The organism is Kitasatospora sp. Ki12 (genome assembly GCF_054601375.1).
This window is the reverse complement of record NZ_BAAIHT010000001.1, coordinates 419,406-436,472: the sequence shown is the minus strand read 5'-3', so window position 1 is coordinate 436,472 and position 17,067 is coordinate 419,406. Positions and strand designations below refer to the sequence as shown.

General features: G+C 72.9%; 21 protein-coding genes and 1 tRNA gene. 10 read left to right on the top strand and 12 right to left on the bottom strand.

Annotated features, from left to right (window positions below; all coding sequences use genetic code 11):
* The first annotated feature begins 68 nt into the window (after positions 1–68).
* Complete coding sequence (locus ACYP53_RS01925; protein ID WP_189916577.1) at positions 69–836, top strand: SDR family oxidoreductase; 768 nt, start codon at positions 69–71, stop codon at positions 834–836.
* Positions 837–932: 96 nt separating this feature from the next.
* Positions 933–1,457 (top strand): hypothetical protein, encoded by a 525-nt coding sequence (locus ACYP53_RS01920; protein ID WP_189916514.1) that lies wholly within the window; start codon positions 933–935, stop codon positions 1,455–1,457.
* 4 nt (positions 1,458–1,461) lie between these two features.
* Here ACYP53_RS01920 and ACYP53_RS01915 read toward each other — a convergent pair whose 3' ends face one another.
* Positions 1,462–2,055 carry a cysteine hydrolase family protein gene (locus tag ACYP53_RS01915; RefSeq protein WP_459646492.1) on the bottom strand — a complete coding sequence of 198 codons (594 nt, stop codon included), beginning with the start codon at positions 2,053–2,055 and terminating at the stop codon, positions 1,462–1,464.
* A gap of 95 nt (positions 2,056–2,150) precedes the next feature.
* On the opposite strand from ACYP53_RS01915, the gene ACYP53_RS01910 reads away from it, so the two are divergent.
* Positions 2,151–3,110 (top strand): GlxA family transcriptional regulator, encoded by a 960-nt coding sequence (locus ACYP53_RS01910; RefSeq protein WP_459646491.1) that lies wholly within the window; start codon positions 2,151–2,153, stop codon positions 3,108–3,110.
* Between the two features lie 189 nt (positions 3,111–3,299).
* On the opposite strand, the gene ACYP53_RS01905 is transcribed toward ACYP53_RS01910, so the two are convergent.
* A complete protein-coding gene (locus ACYP53_RS01905; RefSeq protein ID WP_459646490.1) occupies positions 3,300–5,012 on the bottom strand; it encodes a DUF885 domain-containing protein in 1,713 nt (570 codons plus the stop codon).
* Between the two features lie 201 nt (positions 5,013–5,213).
* Between ACYP53_RS01905 and ACYP53_RS01900 the strand changes: the two genes are divergently transcribed.
* Positions 5,214–6,854 (top strand): outer membrane protein assembly factor BamB family protein, encoded by a 1,641-nt coding sequence (locus ACYP53_RS01900; RefSeq protein WP_189916510.1) that lies wholly within the window; start codon positions 5,214–5,216, stop codon positions 6,852–6,854.
* An 88-nt stretch (positions 6,855–6,942) separates the two neighbouring features.
* On the opposite strand, the gene pqqB is transcribed toward ACYP53_RS01900, so the two are convergent.
* From pqqB to ACYP53_RS01855, 9 genes are all read right to left on the bottom strand, one after another.
* Complete coding sequence (gene pqqB, locus ACYP53_RS01895; protein ID WP_459646489.1) at positions 6,943–7,851, bottom strand: pyrroloquinoline quinone biosynthesis protein PqqB; 909 nt, start codon at positions 7,849–7,851, stop codon at positions 6,943–6,945.
* Between the two features lie 50 nt (positions 7,852–7,901).
* Complete coding sequence (gene pqqE / locus ACYP53_RS01890) at positions 7,902–9,323, bottom strand: pyrroloquinoline quinone biosynthesis protein PqqE (RefSeq protein WP_459646488.1); 1,422 nt, start codon at positions 9,321–9,323, stop codon at positions 7,902–7,904.
* Positions 9,320–10,045, bottom strand: a complete 726-nt coding sequence (locus ACYP53_RS01885) for a thiaminase II/PqqC family protein (protein WP_189916507.1) — start codon at positions 10,043–10,045, stop codon at positions 9,320–9,322. The genes pqqE and ACYP53_RS01885 overlap by 4 nt, the downstream gene beginning before the upstream one ends.
* Positions 10,030–10,191 (bottom strand): pyrroloquinoline quinone precursor peptide PqqA, encoded by a 162-nt coding sequence (gene pqqA, locus ACYP53_RS01880; protein ID WP_189916506.1) that lies wholly within the window; start codon positions 10,189–10,191, stop codon positions 10,030–10,032. The genes ACYP53_RS01885 and pqqA overlap by 16 nt, the downstream gene beginning before the upstream one ends.
* 278 nt (positions 10,192–10,469) lie before the next feature.
* Positions 10,470–12,044 (bottom strand): AMP-binding protein, encoded by a 1,575-nt coding sequence (locus ACYP53_RS01875; protein WP_459646487.1) that lies wholly within the window; start codon positions 12,042–12,044, stop codon positions 10,470–10,472.
* A 145-nt stretch (positions 12,045–12,189) separates the two neighbouring features.
* Positions 12,190–12,693, bottom strand: a complete 504-nt coding sequence (locus ACYP53_RS01870) for an allene oxide cyclase barrel-like domain-containing protein (RefSeq protein WP_189916504.1) — start codon at positions 12,691–12,693, stop codon at positions 12,190–12,192.
* Positions 12,694–12,818: 125 nt separating this feature from the next.
* Positions 12,819–13,166 carry a hypothetical protein gene (locus tag ACYP53_RS01865; protein WP_189916503.1) on the bottom strand — a complete coding sequence of 116 codons (348 nt, stop codon included), beginning with the start codon at positions 13,164–13,166 and terminating at the stop codon, positions 12,819–12,821.
* Positions 13,167–13,199: 33 nt separating this feature from the next.
* Positions 13,200–13,769, bottom strand: a complete 570-nt coding sequence (locus ACYP53_RS01860; protein ID WP_459646486.1) for a hypothetical protein — start codon at positions 13,767–13,769, stop codon at positions 13,200–13,202.
* Between the two features lie 13 nt (positions 13,770–13,782).
* Positions 13,783–14,211, bottom strand: a complete 429-nt coding sequence (locus tag ACYP53_RS01855) for an ATP-binding protein (protein ID WP_459646485.1) — start codon at positions 14,209–14,211, stop codon at positions 13,783–13,785.
* A gap of 159 nt (positions 14,212–14,370) precedes the next feature.
* On the opposite strand from ACYP53_RS01855, the gene ACYP53_RS01850 reads away from it, so the two are divergent.
* From ACYP53_RS01850 to ACYP53_RS01825, 6 genes are all read left to right on the top strand, one after another.
* Positions 14,371–15,318, top strand: a complete 948-nt coding sequence (locus ACYP53_RS01850; RefSeq protein ID WP_459646484.1) for a helix-turn-helix domain-containing protein — start codon at positions 14,371–14,373, stop codon at positions 15,316–15,318.
* Positions 15,281–15,412, top strand: coding sequence for a DUF397 domain-containing protein (locus ACYP53_RS01845; protein ID WP_459647939.1), 132 nt, complete (start codon positions 15,281–15,283; stop codon positions 15,410–15,412). Before ACYP53_RS01850 ends, ACYP53_RS01845 begins: the two co-directional genes overlap by 38 nt.
* 20 nt (positions 15,413–15,432) lie before the next feature.
* Positions 15,433–15,630: a DUF397 domain-containing protein gene (locus ACYP53_RS01840; RefSeq protein ID WP_459646483.1), complete on the top strand. Its 198-nt coding sequence runs from the start codon at positions 15,433–15,435 to the stop codon at positions 15,628–15,630.
* A 137-nt stretch (positions 15,631–15,767) separates the two neighbouring features.
* Positions 15,768–15,965 carry a hypothetical protein gene (locus ACYP53_RS01835; RefSeq protein ID WP_459646482.1) on the top strand — a complete coding sequence of 66 codons (198 nt, stop codon included), beginning with the start codon at positions 15,768–15,770 and terminating at the stop codon, positions 15,963–15,965.
* An 8-nt stretch (positions 15,966–15,973) separates the two neighbouring features.
* The gene (locus ACYP53_RS01830) at positions 15,974–16,378 is read left to right on the top strand and encodes a PIN domain-containing protein (RefSeq protein WP_459646481.1); all 405 of its coding nucleotides are present in this window, start codon (positions 15,974–15,976) and stop codon (positions 16,376–16,378) included.
* Between the two features lie 76 nt (positions 16,379–16,454).
* A tRNA-Leu gene (locus ACYP53_RS01825) sits at positions 16,455–16,538 on the top strand.
* A 71-nt stretch (positions 16,539–16,609) separates the two neighbouring features.
* Here the strand turns inward: ACYP53_RS01825 and ACYP53_RS01820 are convergent.
* A complete protein-coding gene (locus tag ACYP53_RS01820) occupies positions 16,610–16,882 on the bottom strand; it encodes a hypothetical protein (protein ID WP_459646480.1) in 273 nt (90 codons plus the stop codon).
* Between the last annotated feature and the right edge of the window lie 185 nt (positions 16,883–17,067).

Sequence of the window (17,067 nt, the reverse complement as noted above, 5' to 3'; positions counted from 1 at the left end):
AACGGCTGCGGCGGGGAGATCAACTCCCCGCCCGGGACGAATCGGAGACGATCGTGACGAACGACCTCATGCTGGTCACCGGCGGAACCGGCACCCTCGGCCGGCAGGTCCTGCCGCTGCTGCGCGCGGCCGGGCGCCCGGTGCGGGTGCTCAGCCGGCAGGAGCGCGCCGCCGCCGACGGCGTGACCTACGCCCGCGGCGACCTGCTCGGAGATCCGGCCGAGGCGGCCGCCCGGCTGGACGAGGCGATGGCCGGCGTGCACACCGTGCTGCACCTCGCGGGCGGCCCGAAGGGCGACGACGCGGCCACCCGGCTGGTGGTCGACGCCGCCCGGCGGGCCGGGGTGCGGCACCTGGTGTACATCTCGGTGATCGGCGCCGACCGGATCCCGCTCGGCTACTTCCGGGCCAAGCTCGCCGCCGAGGAGGCGGTGGCCGGCTCGGGCCTGCCGTACACCGTCCTGCGGGCCGCCCAGTTCCACGACCTGGCGTTCACCGTGGTCGAGAAGATGGCGAAGCTGCCGGTCGTCCCGGCGCCGGGCGGGGTCCGCTGGCAGCCCGTGGACGTGCGCGAGGTCGCCGCCCGGCTGGTGGAGCTCGCCCTGGGCGAGCCGGCCGGCGCGGTCCCCGACCTGGCCGGCCCCACGGTGTACGAGATGGGCGAGCTGACCCGGCGGTACCTGGAGGCGCGGGGCCGCAGCCGCCGCCAGCTGCCCGTCCGGGTGCCCGGCAAGGTCGGGCGCGCCTACCGGGCCGGCGACAACCTGACCCTGACGGGGGCCGAGCACGGGCGGCGGACCTGGGAGGAGTACCTGGCGGAGCGGCTGGCGGCCTGAGCTCACGTCGGCCTGAGCGCTCGTCAGCTGAGCATCCGTCGGCCAGGGGCACGACCGCCGGGGGCCGTGTCGGCGGCGCGCCGTAGGGTGGCCGCCATGTCCCTCCTCGACGCGATCCACGCCAACCCCGTCGCCGCCGACTACCTGGCCTGGCCGGGCGAGTTCGACCCCTCCCGGTGCTACGAGCACGTCGAGGAGGTGGTGCTCGCCTCCGGCGCCGCCCTGGAGCCGGTGGCCAAGGACGGCGCGGGCGGCACCTACTTCCTCTGCGGCGAGGGCGGCGAGGAGCGTCCCGTGCTGTACGCCGACTCCGAGGGCGGCGCCGCCCTGCTCGCCGTCGGACTGCCGGAGCTGGTCCGGCTGCTGCTGGCCGTGCCGTGGTGGCGGGACTGCCGGCGGCTCACGGTCGCGGAGAGCGCGGAGGCGGCCGAGGACTACCTGGAGGAGGAGCCCGGCCACTACGCCGACCGGGACGCGGCCGCCGCCGCGCTCGGCCTCTCCGTGCCCACCGAGGCCGAGGCGTTGGCACGGCTGCGGGAGGTCGCGTTCGGCCTCGGGGCGTCGTACGTGCTGCTCAACGCGGAGGAGGGCAACGCGTACCAACAGCTGCTCCGGGCCTGATCGTTCAGGCCTTTGCCGCCTCCAGGACCTTCTCCGTCGTGACCACCTTGGCGAACCGCATGGCGTGCAGGGTGGTCGCGGTGGCGCGGGCCAGGTCGGCGGCGGGGACGGTGGTGCCGTCGGGGCCGGTCATGTCGAAGGAGTGCATGGCGTCGGTCGGGAAGATCGCGTCGTAGCCGAGGTTGCCGGCCATCCGGGCGGTGGTCTCGTTGCACACGTTGGTGATGATCCCGGTGACCACCAGCTGGCGGGCGCCGCGTTCCTGCAGCCAGGCGTGCAGGTCCGGGGTGCCGTAGAAGGCGCTGTTCACCGTCTTGGTGACGTGCAGCTCCGGGGTGATCTCCGCGACGAAGTCCTTCAGCTCGTACCCCGGCGTGCCCTTCGCCAGCGGCCCGGCGGCGGAGGCGTGCTGGACGGTGACGATCGGGCGGCCGGTGGCCTGCCAGGCGGCGATCAGTTCGGCGATCCGCTGTTCGGCCTGCGGGTTGTCGCGGGGGCCCCAGTAGTCCTGGTCCTCGAAGCCCCGCTGGACGTCGATGAGCAGCAGGACGGCGTCGGAGTCGAGGGTGAGGGGGGCGTCGAAGGCGTCGGTGTTCATGCGTCCATCGTGCTCGGGCGGGTGCCGGGGCCGTGAGAGGCGGAGATGCCACCCATCGATAGGTTCCTGCCACCGGTCTGCCGTAGCTTTCCGTCATGCGCACAGTGGGCTGCTTGATCTTCGACGGTGTCCGGGCCTTCGACTACGCGGTGATCGGCGAGGTGTGGGCGAACCGGACCTCCCGGCCCGGCCTGCCCGCCTTCGACCTGCGGGTCTGCGGCCCCGACGGCACCCGGGTACGGCTGGGCGGCGGGCTGGAACGCGTCCCCGACCACGGGCTCCCCGCACTCGCCGACTGCGACCTGGTCGTCGTCCCCGGCATCGAGGACCCGGACGCCGCCCGCGACCCCGCCGTCCACGCCGCCCTCCGGGCCGCCCGCGCCCGCGGGGTCCCCGTCGCCTCGCTCTGCGCGGGCGCCTTCGTCCTCGCCGAAGCCGGCCTGCTCGACGGCCGCGAGGCCACCACCCACTGGGCGCTCGCCCCCGAACTCGCCCGCCGCTTCCCGGCGGTGACGGTCCGCCCCGAGGTGCTCTTCACCGGCGGGGACGGCCTGTGGACCTCGGCCGGCGTCGCGGCCGGCATCGACCTCTGCCTCCACCTCGTCCGCACCGCCCACGGCCAGCAGACCGCCGCCACCATCGCCCGCGCCATGGTCACCGCCCCCTTCCGGGCCGGCGGCCAGGCCCAGTTCATCCCCACCCCGGTCCCGGAGCCCACCGCCGACGACCCCCTCGCCCGGGTCCGCGCCGAGATCCTCGCCTCCCTCGACACCCCCTGGACCGTCCCCCGCATGGCGGCCGCCGCCCTGATGTCCGACCGCACCTTCGCCCGCCGCTTCACCGCCACCACCGGCACCACCCCGACCCGCTGGCTCCTCGACCAGCGCGTCCTCACCGCCCAACGCCTCCTGGAGGAGACCGACCTCCCCGTCGACACCGTCGCCACCCGCTGCGGCTTCACCTCGGCGGTCTCCCTCCGCCCGGTCTTCACCGCCCGCGTCGGCGTCGCGCCGAGGGAGTACCGCCGAGCCTTCCGCGGCCGGGAGGACGCCTAGGAACCCGACGCCGTCGGCGACGCCGAGCCGGAGGGAGGGAGGGGTGGCGGCCCTCAGCGCCGCCACCCCACGGTTGGGTTCTCGGCATCGGGGCCGTGGTTCGTTGAGCCAAACCCCACGGTGGGGTGAAAGGGGGTGGGGATCTCCGTGGGGTTTGGCGCAGGTACTGCGATGGTGCGCGGACGGGGCCTACAGCGCGGCGAGTTCGCCGGCGAGGTCGTCGAGGCCGAGGGAGCCCTGGGCGAGGGCTTTCATGTGCCAGGACTTGAGGTCGAAGGCGGCGCCGTGGCGGCGGCGGGCGGCTTCGCGGCCCTGGAGCCAGGCGCGTTCGCCGAGCTTGTAGCCGATGGCCTGGCCGGGCCAGCCGAGGTAGCGGACGATCTCGCTGTCGCGCAGTTCGGCGGGGCTGCCGTTGTAGGTGGCCATGAACTCGGTGGCGAGTTCCGGGGTCCAGCGCTCGCCGGGGTGGAACTCGGCGTCGGCGGGGACGGTCAGGCCGAGGTGCATGCCGATGTCGATGATCACCCGGATGGTGCGCAGCATCTGTTCGTCGAGGAAGCCGAGGCGGTTGGCGGGGTCGTCGAGGAAGCCGAGCTCGTCCATCAGGCGTTCGGCGTACAGGGCCCAGCCCTCGACGTTGGCGCTGACCATGCCCAGGGTGGTCTGGTAGCGGCTGAGCCGGTCGGCGAGGGCGACCCACTGGGCGAGTTGCAGGTGGTGGCCGGGAACGCCCTCGTGGTACCAGATGCTGACGAGCTGCCAGGTGGGGAAGGAGTCCCGCCCGAGGGTGGGGAAGTAGGTGCGGCCGGGGCGGCTGAAGTCGAGGCTGGGCCCGGAGTAGTACGGGGAGGCGGCGCTGCCGGCGGGCGCGAGCCGGGACTCCACCTGGCGCAGCGGTCCGGTGATGTCGAAGTGGGTGCCGTCGAGGGCGGTGATCGCCCGGTCCATGACCTGCTGCAGCCAGTCCTGGACGGCCTCCTCGCCTCGGACGGTGTGGCCGTGCTCCTCCAGGTGGCGCATCGCCGCGAGGACGCCCGCTCCGGGCAGGACGCGTTCGGCTTCGGCGCGCATCTCGGCGGCCGTCCGGCGGAACTCCTCCCAGGCCCAGGCGTAGGCCTCGTCCAGGTCGACGTCGGCGCCGGTGTGGTGGCGTACGGCGATCCGGTAGCGGTCCCGGCCGACGGCGTCCGGGGTGTCGGCGGTGGCCGGCGCGTAGGTGTCGCGCAGCCAGTCGCGGAAGTCGGCGACGGCGGCGGTGGCGCCGAGGGCGGCGGTGTCGAGTTCGCCGCGCAGCCGTTCGGGGCCGGGGGTGACGAAGTCGGCGAACCAGCCGGCGCCGCCGGTGCCCTCGCCGGTCCAGGCGGTCAGCTGGTCGACGACGGCGGCGGCCTGGCGGGGCGCGACGAGCAGGCGCCGGCCCATCCCCTCGGTGAGGGTCGCGCGGTACCCGTGGAGGGCGGCGGGCAGGTTGCGCATCCGGCCGGCGACCGCGGCCCAGTCGCCGTCGGTGTCGGTCGGCATGTAGGTGAAGACGTCCCGGACGCTGTGGACGTGTGCGGCGATGTTGCGCAGCTGCCGGTAGTTCTCGCCGGAGTCGTGGACGGCGAGCTCGGCGGTCAGGCGTTCGCGGAGCAGCCGGGCGCAGGCCCGGTCGGCGGGGTCGGTCGCGGGGTCGGTCGCGGGGTCGGTCGCGGGGGTGGCGGTGGTGGGGGCGGCGTCGAGTGCGGTGAGGGTGCGGCGGGCGAGGTCGGCGAGCGCCTCGAACCCGTCCGGTGAGAGGTCCGGCTGCCGGTCGTCGCCCGGGTGCAGGCCCAACCAGGCGGCGCTGACCGGGTCGTGGGCGGCCACCTGGTCGAGGTGGCGGTCGGCGATGGTGCGAGCGGTGATCGTTTCATCTGCCATGGCGCCATGATGGCGCACCCGCCAGGGGCCCTGACGGTGAGTGGTGCGGTGGCCGCCCGGCGGGCGGCGCGGCTGCTCCCCTCGCATGAAGCCTCTGCCGCGTCGCGCCGCAGATCACCGGGGATCCGGTGTGCCGTCCTCACAATGGGCCCTCGGCCGGGACCTCGACGTCCATGCACACCGGAGACCAGGGCGGAGCACATGACGCTACTCAGTTCACCGACACACCGGCACGGCAGGGGAGGGAGGAGGGGGCGGGCGCTGCTGCGGCTGAAGGCGGGGGCAGCGGCCGCGGCGGGCCTGCTGCTGTTCGGGTTCGCGACGCCGGCTCAGGCCGTCGAGAGCACCATCTCGTTCAACAACAAGCGCACCGGGTGGGACGCGAACGAGCCGAACCTGTCGCCCGCCCAGGTGTCCGCCGCGGGCTTCGGCCGGCGCTGGTCCACCCCGGTGAACGGGTCGGTGCTGGCCCAGCCGCTGGTCACCGGCACGAACGTGGTCGTCGCGACCGAGAACAACTACGTCTACGGCATCGACCGCGTCACCGGGAAGACCAACTGGACCCGCCAGGTCGGCCAGGCCTGGCCCACCTCGTCCGTCCACTGCAACGACCCGGCCGCGTACACCGGGATCACCTCCACCCCGGTGTACGACCCGGCGTCCAACACCGTCTACCTCACCAGCAAGGTCAACGACGGGCCGGACGTCCAGCACCCGCACTGGTACGTCCACGCGATGAGCGCCTCCACGGGCATCGAGCGCGCGGGCTGGCCGGTGACCATCCAGGGCACGCCGACCAACAGCCCCGGCCACCCGTTCAACGCGTTCACCGCCGCGCAGCGTCCCGGCCTGCTGCTGATGAACGGCGCGGTGTACGCCGCCTTCGCCTCCTACTGCGACACCGGCCCGTACGTCGGCCAGGTGGTCGGCGTGAACACCGGCACCCGCAGCCTCACCCTGTGGTCCGCCGAGGCCGGCTCGGACACCCAGGAGGCCGGCATCTGGCACAGCGGCGGCGGGCTGGTCTCGGACGGCTCCGGCCGGATCTTCCTCACCACCGGCAACGGCGCCGGCACGGGCGCCTCGCCGAGCCCCGGCCCCGGCAACCAGCCGCCCGGCCACCTCGGCGAGTCGGTGGTCCGGCTCGGCGTGAACGGCGACGGCAGCCTCACCGCCAAGGACTTCTTCAGCCCGACCGACAACCGGACCATGGACATCAACGACACCGACCTCGGTTCGGGCGGCCCGGTCGGCCTGCCGAACGGCTTCGGCAGCACCGCGCACCCGCACCTGCTGGTCGAGGTCGGCAAGGACGGCCGGGTCTTCCTGCTGGACCGGGACAACCTGGGCGGCATGGGCCAGGGCCCGAACGGCACCGACAACCCGGTGAGCATGGCCGGGCCCTTCGAGGGCGTCTGGGGCCACCCGGCCGTGTTCGGCGGTGGCGGCGGCTACGTCTACACGGTGGCCACCGACACCGGCAACGGCCGCTCCCCGTTGCGCGCGCTGAAGTTCGGGCTGAACGGCGCCGGCGTCCCGACCCTGACCAGTGTGGGCACCAGCAACGAGGGCTTCGGGTACGGCTCCGGATCCCCGGTGGTCACCTCCAACGGCACGAGCCCCGGCTCCGCGCTGGTCTGGGCGGTCTGGTCCGGCTCCGGGGCCGGTGGCGTCGGCGGCGAACTGCGGGTCTACGACGCGGTGCCCGTCAACGGCACCATGCACCTGCGCCGGTCCTTCCCGATCGGCACGGCGGCCAAGTTCGTCGTCCCGGCGGTCGACGGCGGCCGGGTCTACGTCGGGACCAGGGACGGCCACCTGGTGGCCTTCGGGGCCCAGTAGGCGACGCGGGACGTTCCAGGGCGTGCCCGACCGGTCGACGGTCGGGCACGCCCTCGTCGTGCGGTGCGGGGGCCGCCGTACGGGCTGATCAGAGTTCGAGCAGCAGGCCGTCCTCGGCGACCGCCGCGCCGGCCGCCGCCAGGTCGGCCAGGAGGCCCGCCGTCCCGGGGGAGGCGGGGTGGGCCAGCGGGTTGGTGTTGTTGAGGTGGGTGTAGAGGTAGCGGGGCCCGGGGTTGCGGGCGAGGTGGGGGAGTGAGTCCCGGACGGCGAGGTGGCCCATGCCGGGTGAGCGGCGGGCACCGCCGGTCCGCTCGGCGAGCTCGTCGGCGGTGCTGAAGGTGCCGTCGAGGAGGACCACGTCCGCCCCGGCGACCGCGCGGTCCACGGCCGGGGTCCAGTCGGTCAGCCCCGGGGCGTACACGGCGCAGGCCCCGCCGTCCTGCTCGGTGAACCGGTAGCCGGTCACCCAGTCCGTACGGTCCGGCCCGTCCTCGCCCGGCAGGTCGGCCGCGTACCGGGGGCGCTTGCCGCCGAGCGCGAACGGGTCCGCGCGCAGTCCGCCGGCGAGCTGCACGGGCTCGCCCGGGGTGACGGTGTGCCACTGGGCCTTGGTGTACGGCGCGAGCAGCGGGCCCACGGGGAAGGCGCTGTGGAGGGCGCGGCGTACCGGCGCGGTGGCGTGGACGGTCAGGCCGGCGGCCTCGCGCAGGGTCAACAGCCCGATGGTGTGGTCGAGTTCGCCGCTGGTCAGCAGGACGCCGTGGAGCGGGGTGTCCCGGGTCCCCGGGGCGGGGGCGAGTTCCGGGGCCGTGAGCAGCTGGGACCGCAGGTCGGGGGGGGCGTTGACCAGGTACCAGGCCCGGCCGTCGCCGCTGACCGCCAGGCAGTCCTGGCTGCGGGCGGCGCCGGTGCGGCGGGCGGCGGTGCAGTCGGCGCAGCCGCAGTTCCACTGCGGCAGGCCGCCGCCGGCGGCCGTCCCGAGCAGCCGGATCTTCAACTCGCCCTCCTGGTACGGTGATTAAGGATAAAGGCGTCGATCGAGACGGTCTAGCGGAAGCGGCGCGGCGCGGGGGCCGCTTCGCCGACCGGCACCGGGGCGGTGACCAGGTGGTGGTGCGGCGAGAGGTGGCAGGCCGGGTCGGTCGCGGCCGGATCGCCGGTGAACTGGTAGGCCTGGCAGCGGCAGCCGCCGTGGTCCAGTTCGCGCAGATCGCAGCTGCGGCACGGCTCCGGCATCCAGTCGGTGCCCCGGAACCGGTTGAACGCGGGCGAGTCGTGCCAGCTCGCCGCCAGTCCGTCGGTGACGGCGTTGGGCACCGTCAGGCCGGGCAGCTGGGCGGCGGCGAGGCAGGGCAGCACGTCGCCGTTGGGGGCCACCGCCAGCTGCTCCTGCCCCCAGCCGTTCATGCACGGCTTCACTGTGCCGCCGTGCAGGTCGGCGGCGACGTGCACGATCTCGATCCGCCCGCCGTGGCGCTGCCGGGCGGCGGCGACGTCCCGTTCGGCCTGCCGGACCTGCTCCTCGCTGGGCGCGAGGTGGGCCCGGTTGCGCCAGGCCCAGCCGTAGTACTGGACGTGGGCGAGTTCGACCCGGTCGGCGCCCAGCGCGACGGCCTGGTCGGCGAGGGCGCCGAGCCGGGCCAGATTGCCCCGGTGCAGTACGGCGTTGACGGTCAGCGGCAGGCCGGCGGAGGTGAACTGCCGGGCCGCGGCGAGCTTCCGGTCGTGGGCGGCGAGCCCGGCGACGGCGTCGGCTTGGCGGGCTTCGGCGTCCTGGAGCGAGAGCTGCACATGGTCGAGGCCCGCCTCGGCGAGTTCGGCGGCGCGCCCGGCGGCCAGCGGGATGCCGCTGCTGACCAGGTTCGTGTAGAGGCCCAAGTCGCGGGCGTGCGCGACGAGTTGCGCCAGGTCGGGGCGGAGCAGCGGCTCGCCGCCGGTGAGGTGCAGCTGGAGTACGCCGAGCCCGCGGGCCTGGTCGAGGACGCGCAGCCACTGGCCGGTGTCCAGCTCCGCGCGGTAGCGGGCGAGTTCGAGCGGGTTGGCGCAGTAGGTGCACTGGAGCGGGCAGCGGTAGGTGAGTTCGGCGATCAGCCCGAGCGGGGCGGGTGCGCGGACGGCCGTGCCGGGCGGCGCGACGGCGGTGGTGGGCAGGACGGGGGCGCCGGTTCCGTCCAGGGCGAGCAGCCGCCGTTCGGCGAGGTCGGCGAGCAGGGCGTCCACCTGCGCGCCGACCACCCCGTCGTACTCCTCGGCGAGCCGCGCGGTGACGGTTCGTGCGTTCCGGCGCCCGTCGCAGTGCCGCAGGACGGCGGCGGCGGTGTCGTTGAGCAGCAGCACGCCCTCGGGGTGGAGCAGCGCGGGCCGACCGCGGGCCGGGTCGTGCACCAGCCGGACGCCCGCGCGCAGGCCGGGGACGGACCTCTCGGTGGGGAGCGCCGGGGGTGCCGGGTCGGCCGGGTCGGCGGTCACCGGTCGGCCCCGTAGTCGACGGCGTCCAGCATGGCCCGCAGCACCTCGCACTTGAAGGCCAGCGCGTCCACGGCGGCCTGCTGCTGGGCTTCGGTGACGCAGTGGTCCAGGACGAGTTCCAGGGTGCGGGCGCTGTCCGCGCGGGCGACCGGGATGCGGTGCTCGAAGTAGGCGTACCCGGCCGGGTCGATCCAGCGGTAGTGCTCGCGCCAGGCGGTGACCCGGTCGGCCATGTGGTCGGGCGAGAACATCTCGGTGAGCGCCGCGGCGACGCCCTCGGTCCAGGGCCGGGTCTGGCAGAAGTGCAGATAGCCGTCGACGGCGAAGCGCACGCCGCGGGCGACGTGCCGTTCGTCGAGGACCTCGGCGCGGTCCAGGCCGACCGCCTCGGCGAGTACCAGCCAGTCGGCCAGCCCGCCCTCGCCGCCGTCGCCGGTCCCGTCGCTGCCGCCGGTTCCGCCGTCGCCGGTCCCGTCCTGGTAGCCGAGCCGGCCCGCCCAGGAGCGACGGACCTCCGGGAGCGGGCAGTTGGCGATGATCGCGGCGTTCTTGCGGGTCAGGCACAGCTGGTAGTACCAGCGGTTGGCGACCCAGCGCCGCAGCTCCGGTGGCGTGCAGCCACCGGAGTGCAGGCGCAGGTGGAACGGGTGGGTGTCCCAGTACCGTCCGCGCAGGTCGTGCAGCCTGGCCGCGAACCCTTCGCGGCTCAGCGGTCGCGCCACTGCGCGGCCCGTCCGGCGTACGCGGTGACCTCGGCGCCGGTGCGGTGGCACTCCACCGCGGGCGCGGACCAGGCGGGTCTGGCGCCCGCCGGGTGGGGCGGGGGCGAGGCGGTGGCTCTCGGCGGTGGGGTACGGGCGGCATCCATGGCTGCCTCCTCGGTCGGGTGAGTCGGAGAGGGCGATGCGCGCGGCCCTCTGCCCGGGACGCTACGAGCCCCCGCCACCGCCCGCCGGTCGGGACCGGTGCGGTGCGGTGTCGAACACCCTCGAACGGGGGAGGTCGCAGGGGCCCGCCGCCTTCCGGGAGCGGGCACGGCCGGGCCCGCGAGGAACCGGGCGGCCCGCTCACCCGACCGAGTGACGGCCCGGTGGGGGAGCGGGGGCCGGAGCGGGGGCTGGAGCGGGGCCCGAGCGGGCTTCGGCCTCAGCCCGCGGGGGAGTCGCGCAGCAGCTTCTTGTCCGGCTTGCCGACGGCCGTCAGCGGGATCTCGTCCAGCAGGCGCAAGGCCTCCGGCGCGTACATCCGCCCCTTCCTGGCGGTGACGAAGGCCCGGAGGTCGTCCAGTTCGGGCCGCTGCCCGGGGGCGGGGACGACGGCGACGTGGACGTGCTCCGCCTCCTGCGCGTCGCGCACCCCGTAGACCGCGCACTGGGCGATCGCCGGGTGGGTGAGCAGCAGCTCCTCCACCTCGGCCGGGTAGACGTGCCCGCCGACCACGATGATCTTGTCCTTGAGCCGGTCGGCCAGGTAGAGGTAGCCGTCCTCGTCGAGGTAGCCGATGTCCCCGGTGTTCAGCCAGCCGTCGCGCAGGACCTCGGCGGTGAGGTCCGGCCGCTTCCAGTACCCGGCCATCACCGTGGCCGAGCGGACGTGGATCTCGCCCTGCTCACCGGTCGGCAGCCCGGTGCCGTCGGCGGCGCGGATCACCACCTCGACGCCCGGGAGCGGCTTGCCGACGGAGAGCTGGCCGCCGTGGCCGATCCGGTCGTGCTCGTGCGGGGGCAGCATGGCGATGTTCTGCGCCTCGGACTGTCCGTAGCCGCTCACCAGGACGGGCCCGAACACCTTGATCGCCTCCCGGATCCGGCTCGGCGAGGCGGCGCAGCCCCCGTACGAGACCCGGCGCACGCTGGACAGGTCGGTGCGGCCGACCGCCGGGTGGTCCAGCAACTGGTAGAGCAGCGGCGGCAGGACCCACAGGTCGGTGATCCGCTCGCGCTCGACGGCCGCCAGCACCTCGCCAGGGTCGAAGGAGCGCTGGATGACCACGGTGCCACCGCTGTGGAAGGTCAGGTCGGCGAGCACCCCGGCGAGGTGCGCGAGCGAGGTGGCGGCGAGGAGGCGCGGCGGGACGTCGTCCGCGCCGCCGTCGTACGACATGTCGAAGGCGCTCCGGTACGGGCCGTGCAGGCTGCGGATGCCCTTCGGGATGCCGGTGGTGCCGCCGGTGTGGCGGATGCCCAGGTCGTCGTCCGGGCCGATCCGGACGGCCGGTGGCTCGGCGGGGTGGTGGGCGGAGGCGGCGACGACGTCCTCGCCGATCGCCTCCGCGTCCGGGCCCGGGCCGAGGGTGAGGACGGTCGGTACGTCGACCAGCGGCAGCAGCTCGGCGGCCGTGGCGTACCGTTCGGCGTCCACGAGCAGGATGCCGGTGTCCACGCTCGTGGTGATCTCGGCCAGGGTCGGCGCGCTCATGCCGTCGTACAGGTTCACCACCCGCGCCCCCGCGAGCCCCGCGGCGTACCGGGCGCTCAGCGCCTCGGCGGTGTTGCCGGTCAGGAGGGTCACGGTGGTGCCGAGCGCCGCGCCCCGGGCGATCAGCTCGTGCGCGAGGCGGTACGTGGCCGCCGCGAAGTCGCCGGCGGTGATCACCTCGCCGTCCGCGGTGGTGATGGCCGGTCGGCCGGGGTCGGCGGCCAGGGACCGCAGGACCAGGGCCGGGGCGCTGACGAACTCCGGCTCTTCGGTGGCTACTTGGTGGGTTTCGTTCGCAACCATGGGCACAGACTAGCCCCATCCTTCGTATCCGATCGGGAGGTTCGCCCTCCCGGGTGGGTGGGTTTCAAGTAGGGGGCCTCGCACGGGAAGTCGGCGGGGCCGACTTCCCGTGCGAGGCCGGAGAGCGGCGACCCGGCGCGCGGAATCAGCGCTGGATCTCGGCCCGCGCCCTTTCGTTCGGCGTGCCGATGTCCCAGAAGCGGACGGTGCCGCGCGCGGCGGCGTAGGCGCCCGTACCGCCGGTGACGGCCATGTCCAGCGGGTCGCTCGCCCCCGTCGTCCAGAGCGCCTGCATCGTCAGGGAGCCGCCCTCGACCTCCATGGTGATCAGGCACTGCTTCGTGATCTCCGCGCCGTGGACCTGGACGACCTGGCACGATCCGCCCCCGCGCCCGACATTGCGGCCGTCCTTGACGGAATAGCCCGAGTAGACGTCCAGGTCGCCCAGGCTCGGCCCGGCCGCGCCGAGATCCAGAACCTCGTACTGGTCGTTCTGGACCTTGAGTTCGAGGACCTCGACGCGACCCCTCTGCGGGGTGTCGGCGTCCGCGGTGCCCACGGCGGCGAGCCCGATCGCGGCTGCGGCCAACGAGGCGGCGACGAGCCTCCTGACCGTCACGTAACCGCTGCGGTTTCCGTTGCTGACCATGGTGGATCCCCCTTGCTGTGGACTCGTGTGCGAACTCCCTCGACGCTATGACCTGCGAGCCGGTCGTTTCCAAGACCAATCCGGTTATCGCGCCATGCCCTCGCGGGCATGATCGGCGCATCCCGTCAGGAGGCCGTCGTCTCGGCCGGTGGGGTGTTGTGGGCCACGATGAGCTGACTGACCCGGTGCATCCGGTGCCAGACCTGCGGGCTGTCGTCCTCGGTGAGCGCGGGCAGGACCTCGTCGAGCTGGCCGAGGATGAACCGCACGGTTCCCATGCCCCGTTCGTGGAGGGAACCGCCGTTCTTGACCCACGTGAACACGCAGCCCGCCAGCCTGACCTCGGTGGACAACAGATCGACGCCCGCCACTTCGAGGGTGAGAAACCGCTTGGGCATGGGCCAACGGAACTCGGCCTTGTGGTCCTCCCACAGGCGTTCCACCACGGCGAAAGGCTCTTCAGCAGCATCCATGCCCCCATCATCGCGGGGCCAACTGTGCCGGTCTCAGGGGTTGGTGGTGTGTGCTGCGGCTTGGGTGCGGCAGTGGGTGAGGGCGTAGGTGATGCGGGTGTCGGGGTTGGTGGTGGTGAGGAGTTCGCCGGCGGTGGTGAGGGTGGTCCAGTAGGTGGTGGGGTTGCCGGTGCGGGGGAGGGGTCTGGCGGCGGTGAGGGAGAGGTAGGCGGTGGTGAGGTTGCCGGTGGTGAACCAGCGGGTGAGGCCGTGGTGGTGGCCGGGGCGGATGCCGCCCATGGCGTCGATGGCGACCAGGAAGAGGTCGATGACGGCGTGTTGGGTGGGGGTGAGGGTGGCGGGGATGTCGAAGACGCCGAGGGCTTCGAGGAGTTCGCCGGTGTCGTTCTCGGAGCTGGGGCGGGGGTGGGCGAGGAGCGAGTGGTAGCAGTCGTTGAGGCGGCGGGTGGTCTCGGCGAGGGGGATGGAGAGGGCGAGGCAGACGGCGCGGGCGGAGGGCAGGGGCTGGTGGGTGCGGCGGGCGAGGAGGGCGTAGGCCTGGGCGGGGGTGGCGGCGTGGTTGAGGGCGTCGCGGGCGAGGGTGGTGAGGCAGGGCTGTCGCATCGGTGGGTGGCTTTCAGGCGGCGAGGCGGTTGGGGGCGGGGGCGATGTGGGCCCAGACGAACTTGCCGATGCCGCCGGTGCGGGGACGGTGGCCCCAGCGTTCGGCGAGTTCGTTGACGAGGTGGAGGCCGCGTCCGTGTTCCTCGTCGGGGCTGGCGGACCGGATGGAGGGGTGGCCGGTGCCGGCGTCGTGGACTTCGAGGCGGAGGCGGTCGCCGATGAGGGCGAAGCGGATTTCGATGAGGCGGTCGGTGGGGGCGTCCGAGTGCTGGACGGCGTTGGCGAAGAGTTCGCCGAGGAGGAGTTCGGCGATGTCGCGGTAGCGGTCGCCGGCGGGGAGGGCGGTGAGGTAGGCGCGGAGGAGGTGGCGGGCGATGGGGGTGGAGGCGGGGTGGGAGTCGAGCCGGGCGGCGAACGTGCGGGGGCGGCGGGAAGCGGGCATGGCTGTGCACCTCGGGGGGCGGAAGGGGGAGCGCGGAAGGCGCGCGCGATTACGCTACGCATGCAAATGACTGCGTTCTGGTGTCAATCATCGGGGCTGCGGAGGTACGGTGACGCCAGATCGACGTGCGGGACGTGCGCAGCACAACTGGGGGCAGTCATGGCACAGCGGAAGACCAAGCAGGGTACGACGGCCAGCTCCGCGATCATGTTCGGCGAGGAGCTCAAGTACGCCCGCGAGGCGGTGGGATACACGCAGGAGGACGTCGGCAGGCTCCTGCACTGCGACCGCACGGTGGTCTCCCGGACCGAGGGCGGGAAGAGGAAGCCCTCGGTCGAGGAAGTCGAGGAGGTCACGCGGCTGTTGAACGCCGGTGACCATCTGATGCGGCTGTATCGCCGGGTCGACTGGGACGCGTCGATCGAGCACCCGGACTGGTTCCAGGAGTACGCGGACGCGGAAGCCATCTCGGTCGGGATGCGGGTGTGGCAGGACGGCACCATGTACGGCCTGCTGCAGTGCGAGCAGTACGCGCGTGCGCTCTTCGAGACTGGCGATGCCGCTGGCAAGCCCCAGGAAATCGATGAGTTGACCAGGGCTCGACTCGGTCGCCAGCGTCGCTTTCTCGTGCCGGATGGGCCGCTGTTGCTCGTCATTCTCGACGAGAGCGCCATTCGATCGGTCGTGGGCGGACCGAGCGTGATGAGATGTCAAATGGAGCACCTGCTGCGGGTGGCTCAGCTCCCAAACGTCATCGTGCACGTGATGCCGTTCTCGCACAGGCGGGCGCTCATCAAGACGGCTATGGTGTTGCTGGAGCTGCCGGACGGACAGCACTTGCTCTACTCGGAAAGTCTCGAGCAGGGGCATCTGAGTGACGCTTCCGCCACCGTGGCCAAGTACCAGCGCCACTATGATCGGCTCCGTGCCGAATGCCCGTCGGAGCGTGACTCGCTTCGGCTGATCGCCGATGCGCTGGAGGGTTTCAGAGATGATGAGCAACGAGCTCGCCATGACCGCCTGGCGGAAGAGCAGCTACAGCGGCAACGACGGCGGCAACTGCATCGAGGTGGCCCCCGGCTTCCCCGGGCTCGTCCCGGTGCGTGACTCCAAGGACCCGCACGGCCCGGCGCTCGTTTTCCCGGCTGCCGCCTGGGAAGCCTTCGTGACGGCCGTCCGTGAGGGCGACTTCCCGGCGTAAGGATCATCGAGGAGTTGGCCATGCCGGTCTGGCGGAAGAGCAGCTACAGCGGGGACAACGCGGGCGAGTGCATCGAGGTGGCCCTCGGATCCCTTCCCGGCGCGGTCCCCGTCCGTGACTCCAAGGACCCGCACGGCCCGGTCCTCCTCTTCCCCGCCTCCGCCTGGGACTCCTTCCTCCACGCTCTCCGCGCCGGCGAGCTCCCCGGCGGCGACTGACGCTCCCGCCTCCGGGTGGCAGTCGGGGTAGGGGTGTTCAGGCATCCTTGCGATCAGTGCCATGTTGGTCACCCGCCGTGATGGGGCTCTATCATGGTCCCCGTAAGCCCCAGCCGATCGCCAGCGGGAGGCCACTCATGAGTGCCTCGGAAGTTGAACGCCCGATCTACCCGCCCGTGCGCCCACGAGTCACGGTGGAAGAACTGCTGGCTGCCAAGAACACGCAGCCGATCCGCTCCGTCGACGACCTCCAGGCCGACACCTTCGAGTCGGACGAGGAGTTGGACGAGTTCCTGGCGTTCGTTCGTGCCGAACGTCAGCGGAATGTGGCCTGAGGAGCAAGGTGCAGCCCGTCATCCTGGACACCGATGTTGCGTCGCTGACTCACAAGCGCAGGTTGGCCGATCCGCTGGCGAGCCGCCTTGTGGGTCGGCGGCCGGTGATCACCTTTGTGACCTTCGGCGAACTGGCGAAGTGGAGCGAGGTTCGTGACTGGGGCGGGAGACGTCGTCAGGAACTCGCGGACTGGCTGTCGGGCATTCCGGTGCTCCCTGGCGACGAGGCGGTGGCCGCGACGTGGGGCAGGCTCTCGGCGGCGGGCCTGAAGGCCGGCCTTCCGCGTCCCGTCAATGACATGTGGATCGCTGCCTGCTGTCTCACCTACGACCTTCCGCTGGCGACGTTGAACCTGAAGGACTACGCGTACTTCAGGGAGGAGCACGGTCTGCGCGTGCTGGGCGAGGAGTAACCCCTCGCATCGAGGCCGGAAAGAATTGGTCAGAGGCACCCCTCCGGATGGTCTATAGTTAACCCATCACCCAGATGCGCGGGTGGCGGAATAGGCAGACGCGCTGGATTCAGGTTCCAGTGCCCGAAAGGGCGTGGGGGTTCAACTCCCCCCTCGCGCACAGCGAACGGCCGGTCGATCTTCGGATCGACCGGCCGCTTTGTTTTGTTCCCGGCCCCGCGACCTTCAGGGCTACTCCCAGCTGATGCGCCGCAGCCCGAGGTCGTCCAGCAGGTACGTCGCGTCGTCCCGGCGGATCCCATCGGTCGTGGCGATCGCCTCCAGTTCGCCCAGGAGGCGATCGCGGTCTTCTGCGGGCAGCTCGCTCAGCCAGTGCACGATGCGGGGGAACTCCATGTCCAGGTTGGCGAAGTCGAGCGAGACCAGGAGCGCGGCACGCGCGTCCTCGTAGGCCGCCGGCTTCGCGCTCCCGAGAGCTTCCTGCTTTCTCCATCCGCTGACCATGGGACGAACCATACGTCGTCCGCTCCTCCCCGAAGGCGTTCGCCGGAGCCCGCGCGGACGTGCACCATGGTGCTGCCGACGGTCCGTGACGCGAGGGGGCGGGATGGACGCGCTGCCGTTCCTTCCCAACTCGGCCGCCGAAGTGGCAGGTTGGTTGCTCTGACGGGCCGGATGGATCCGGCTCG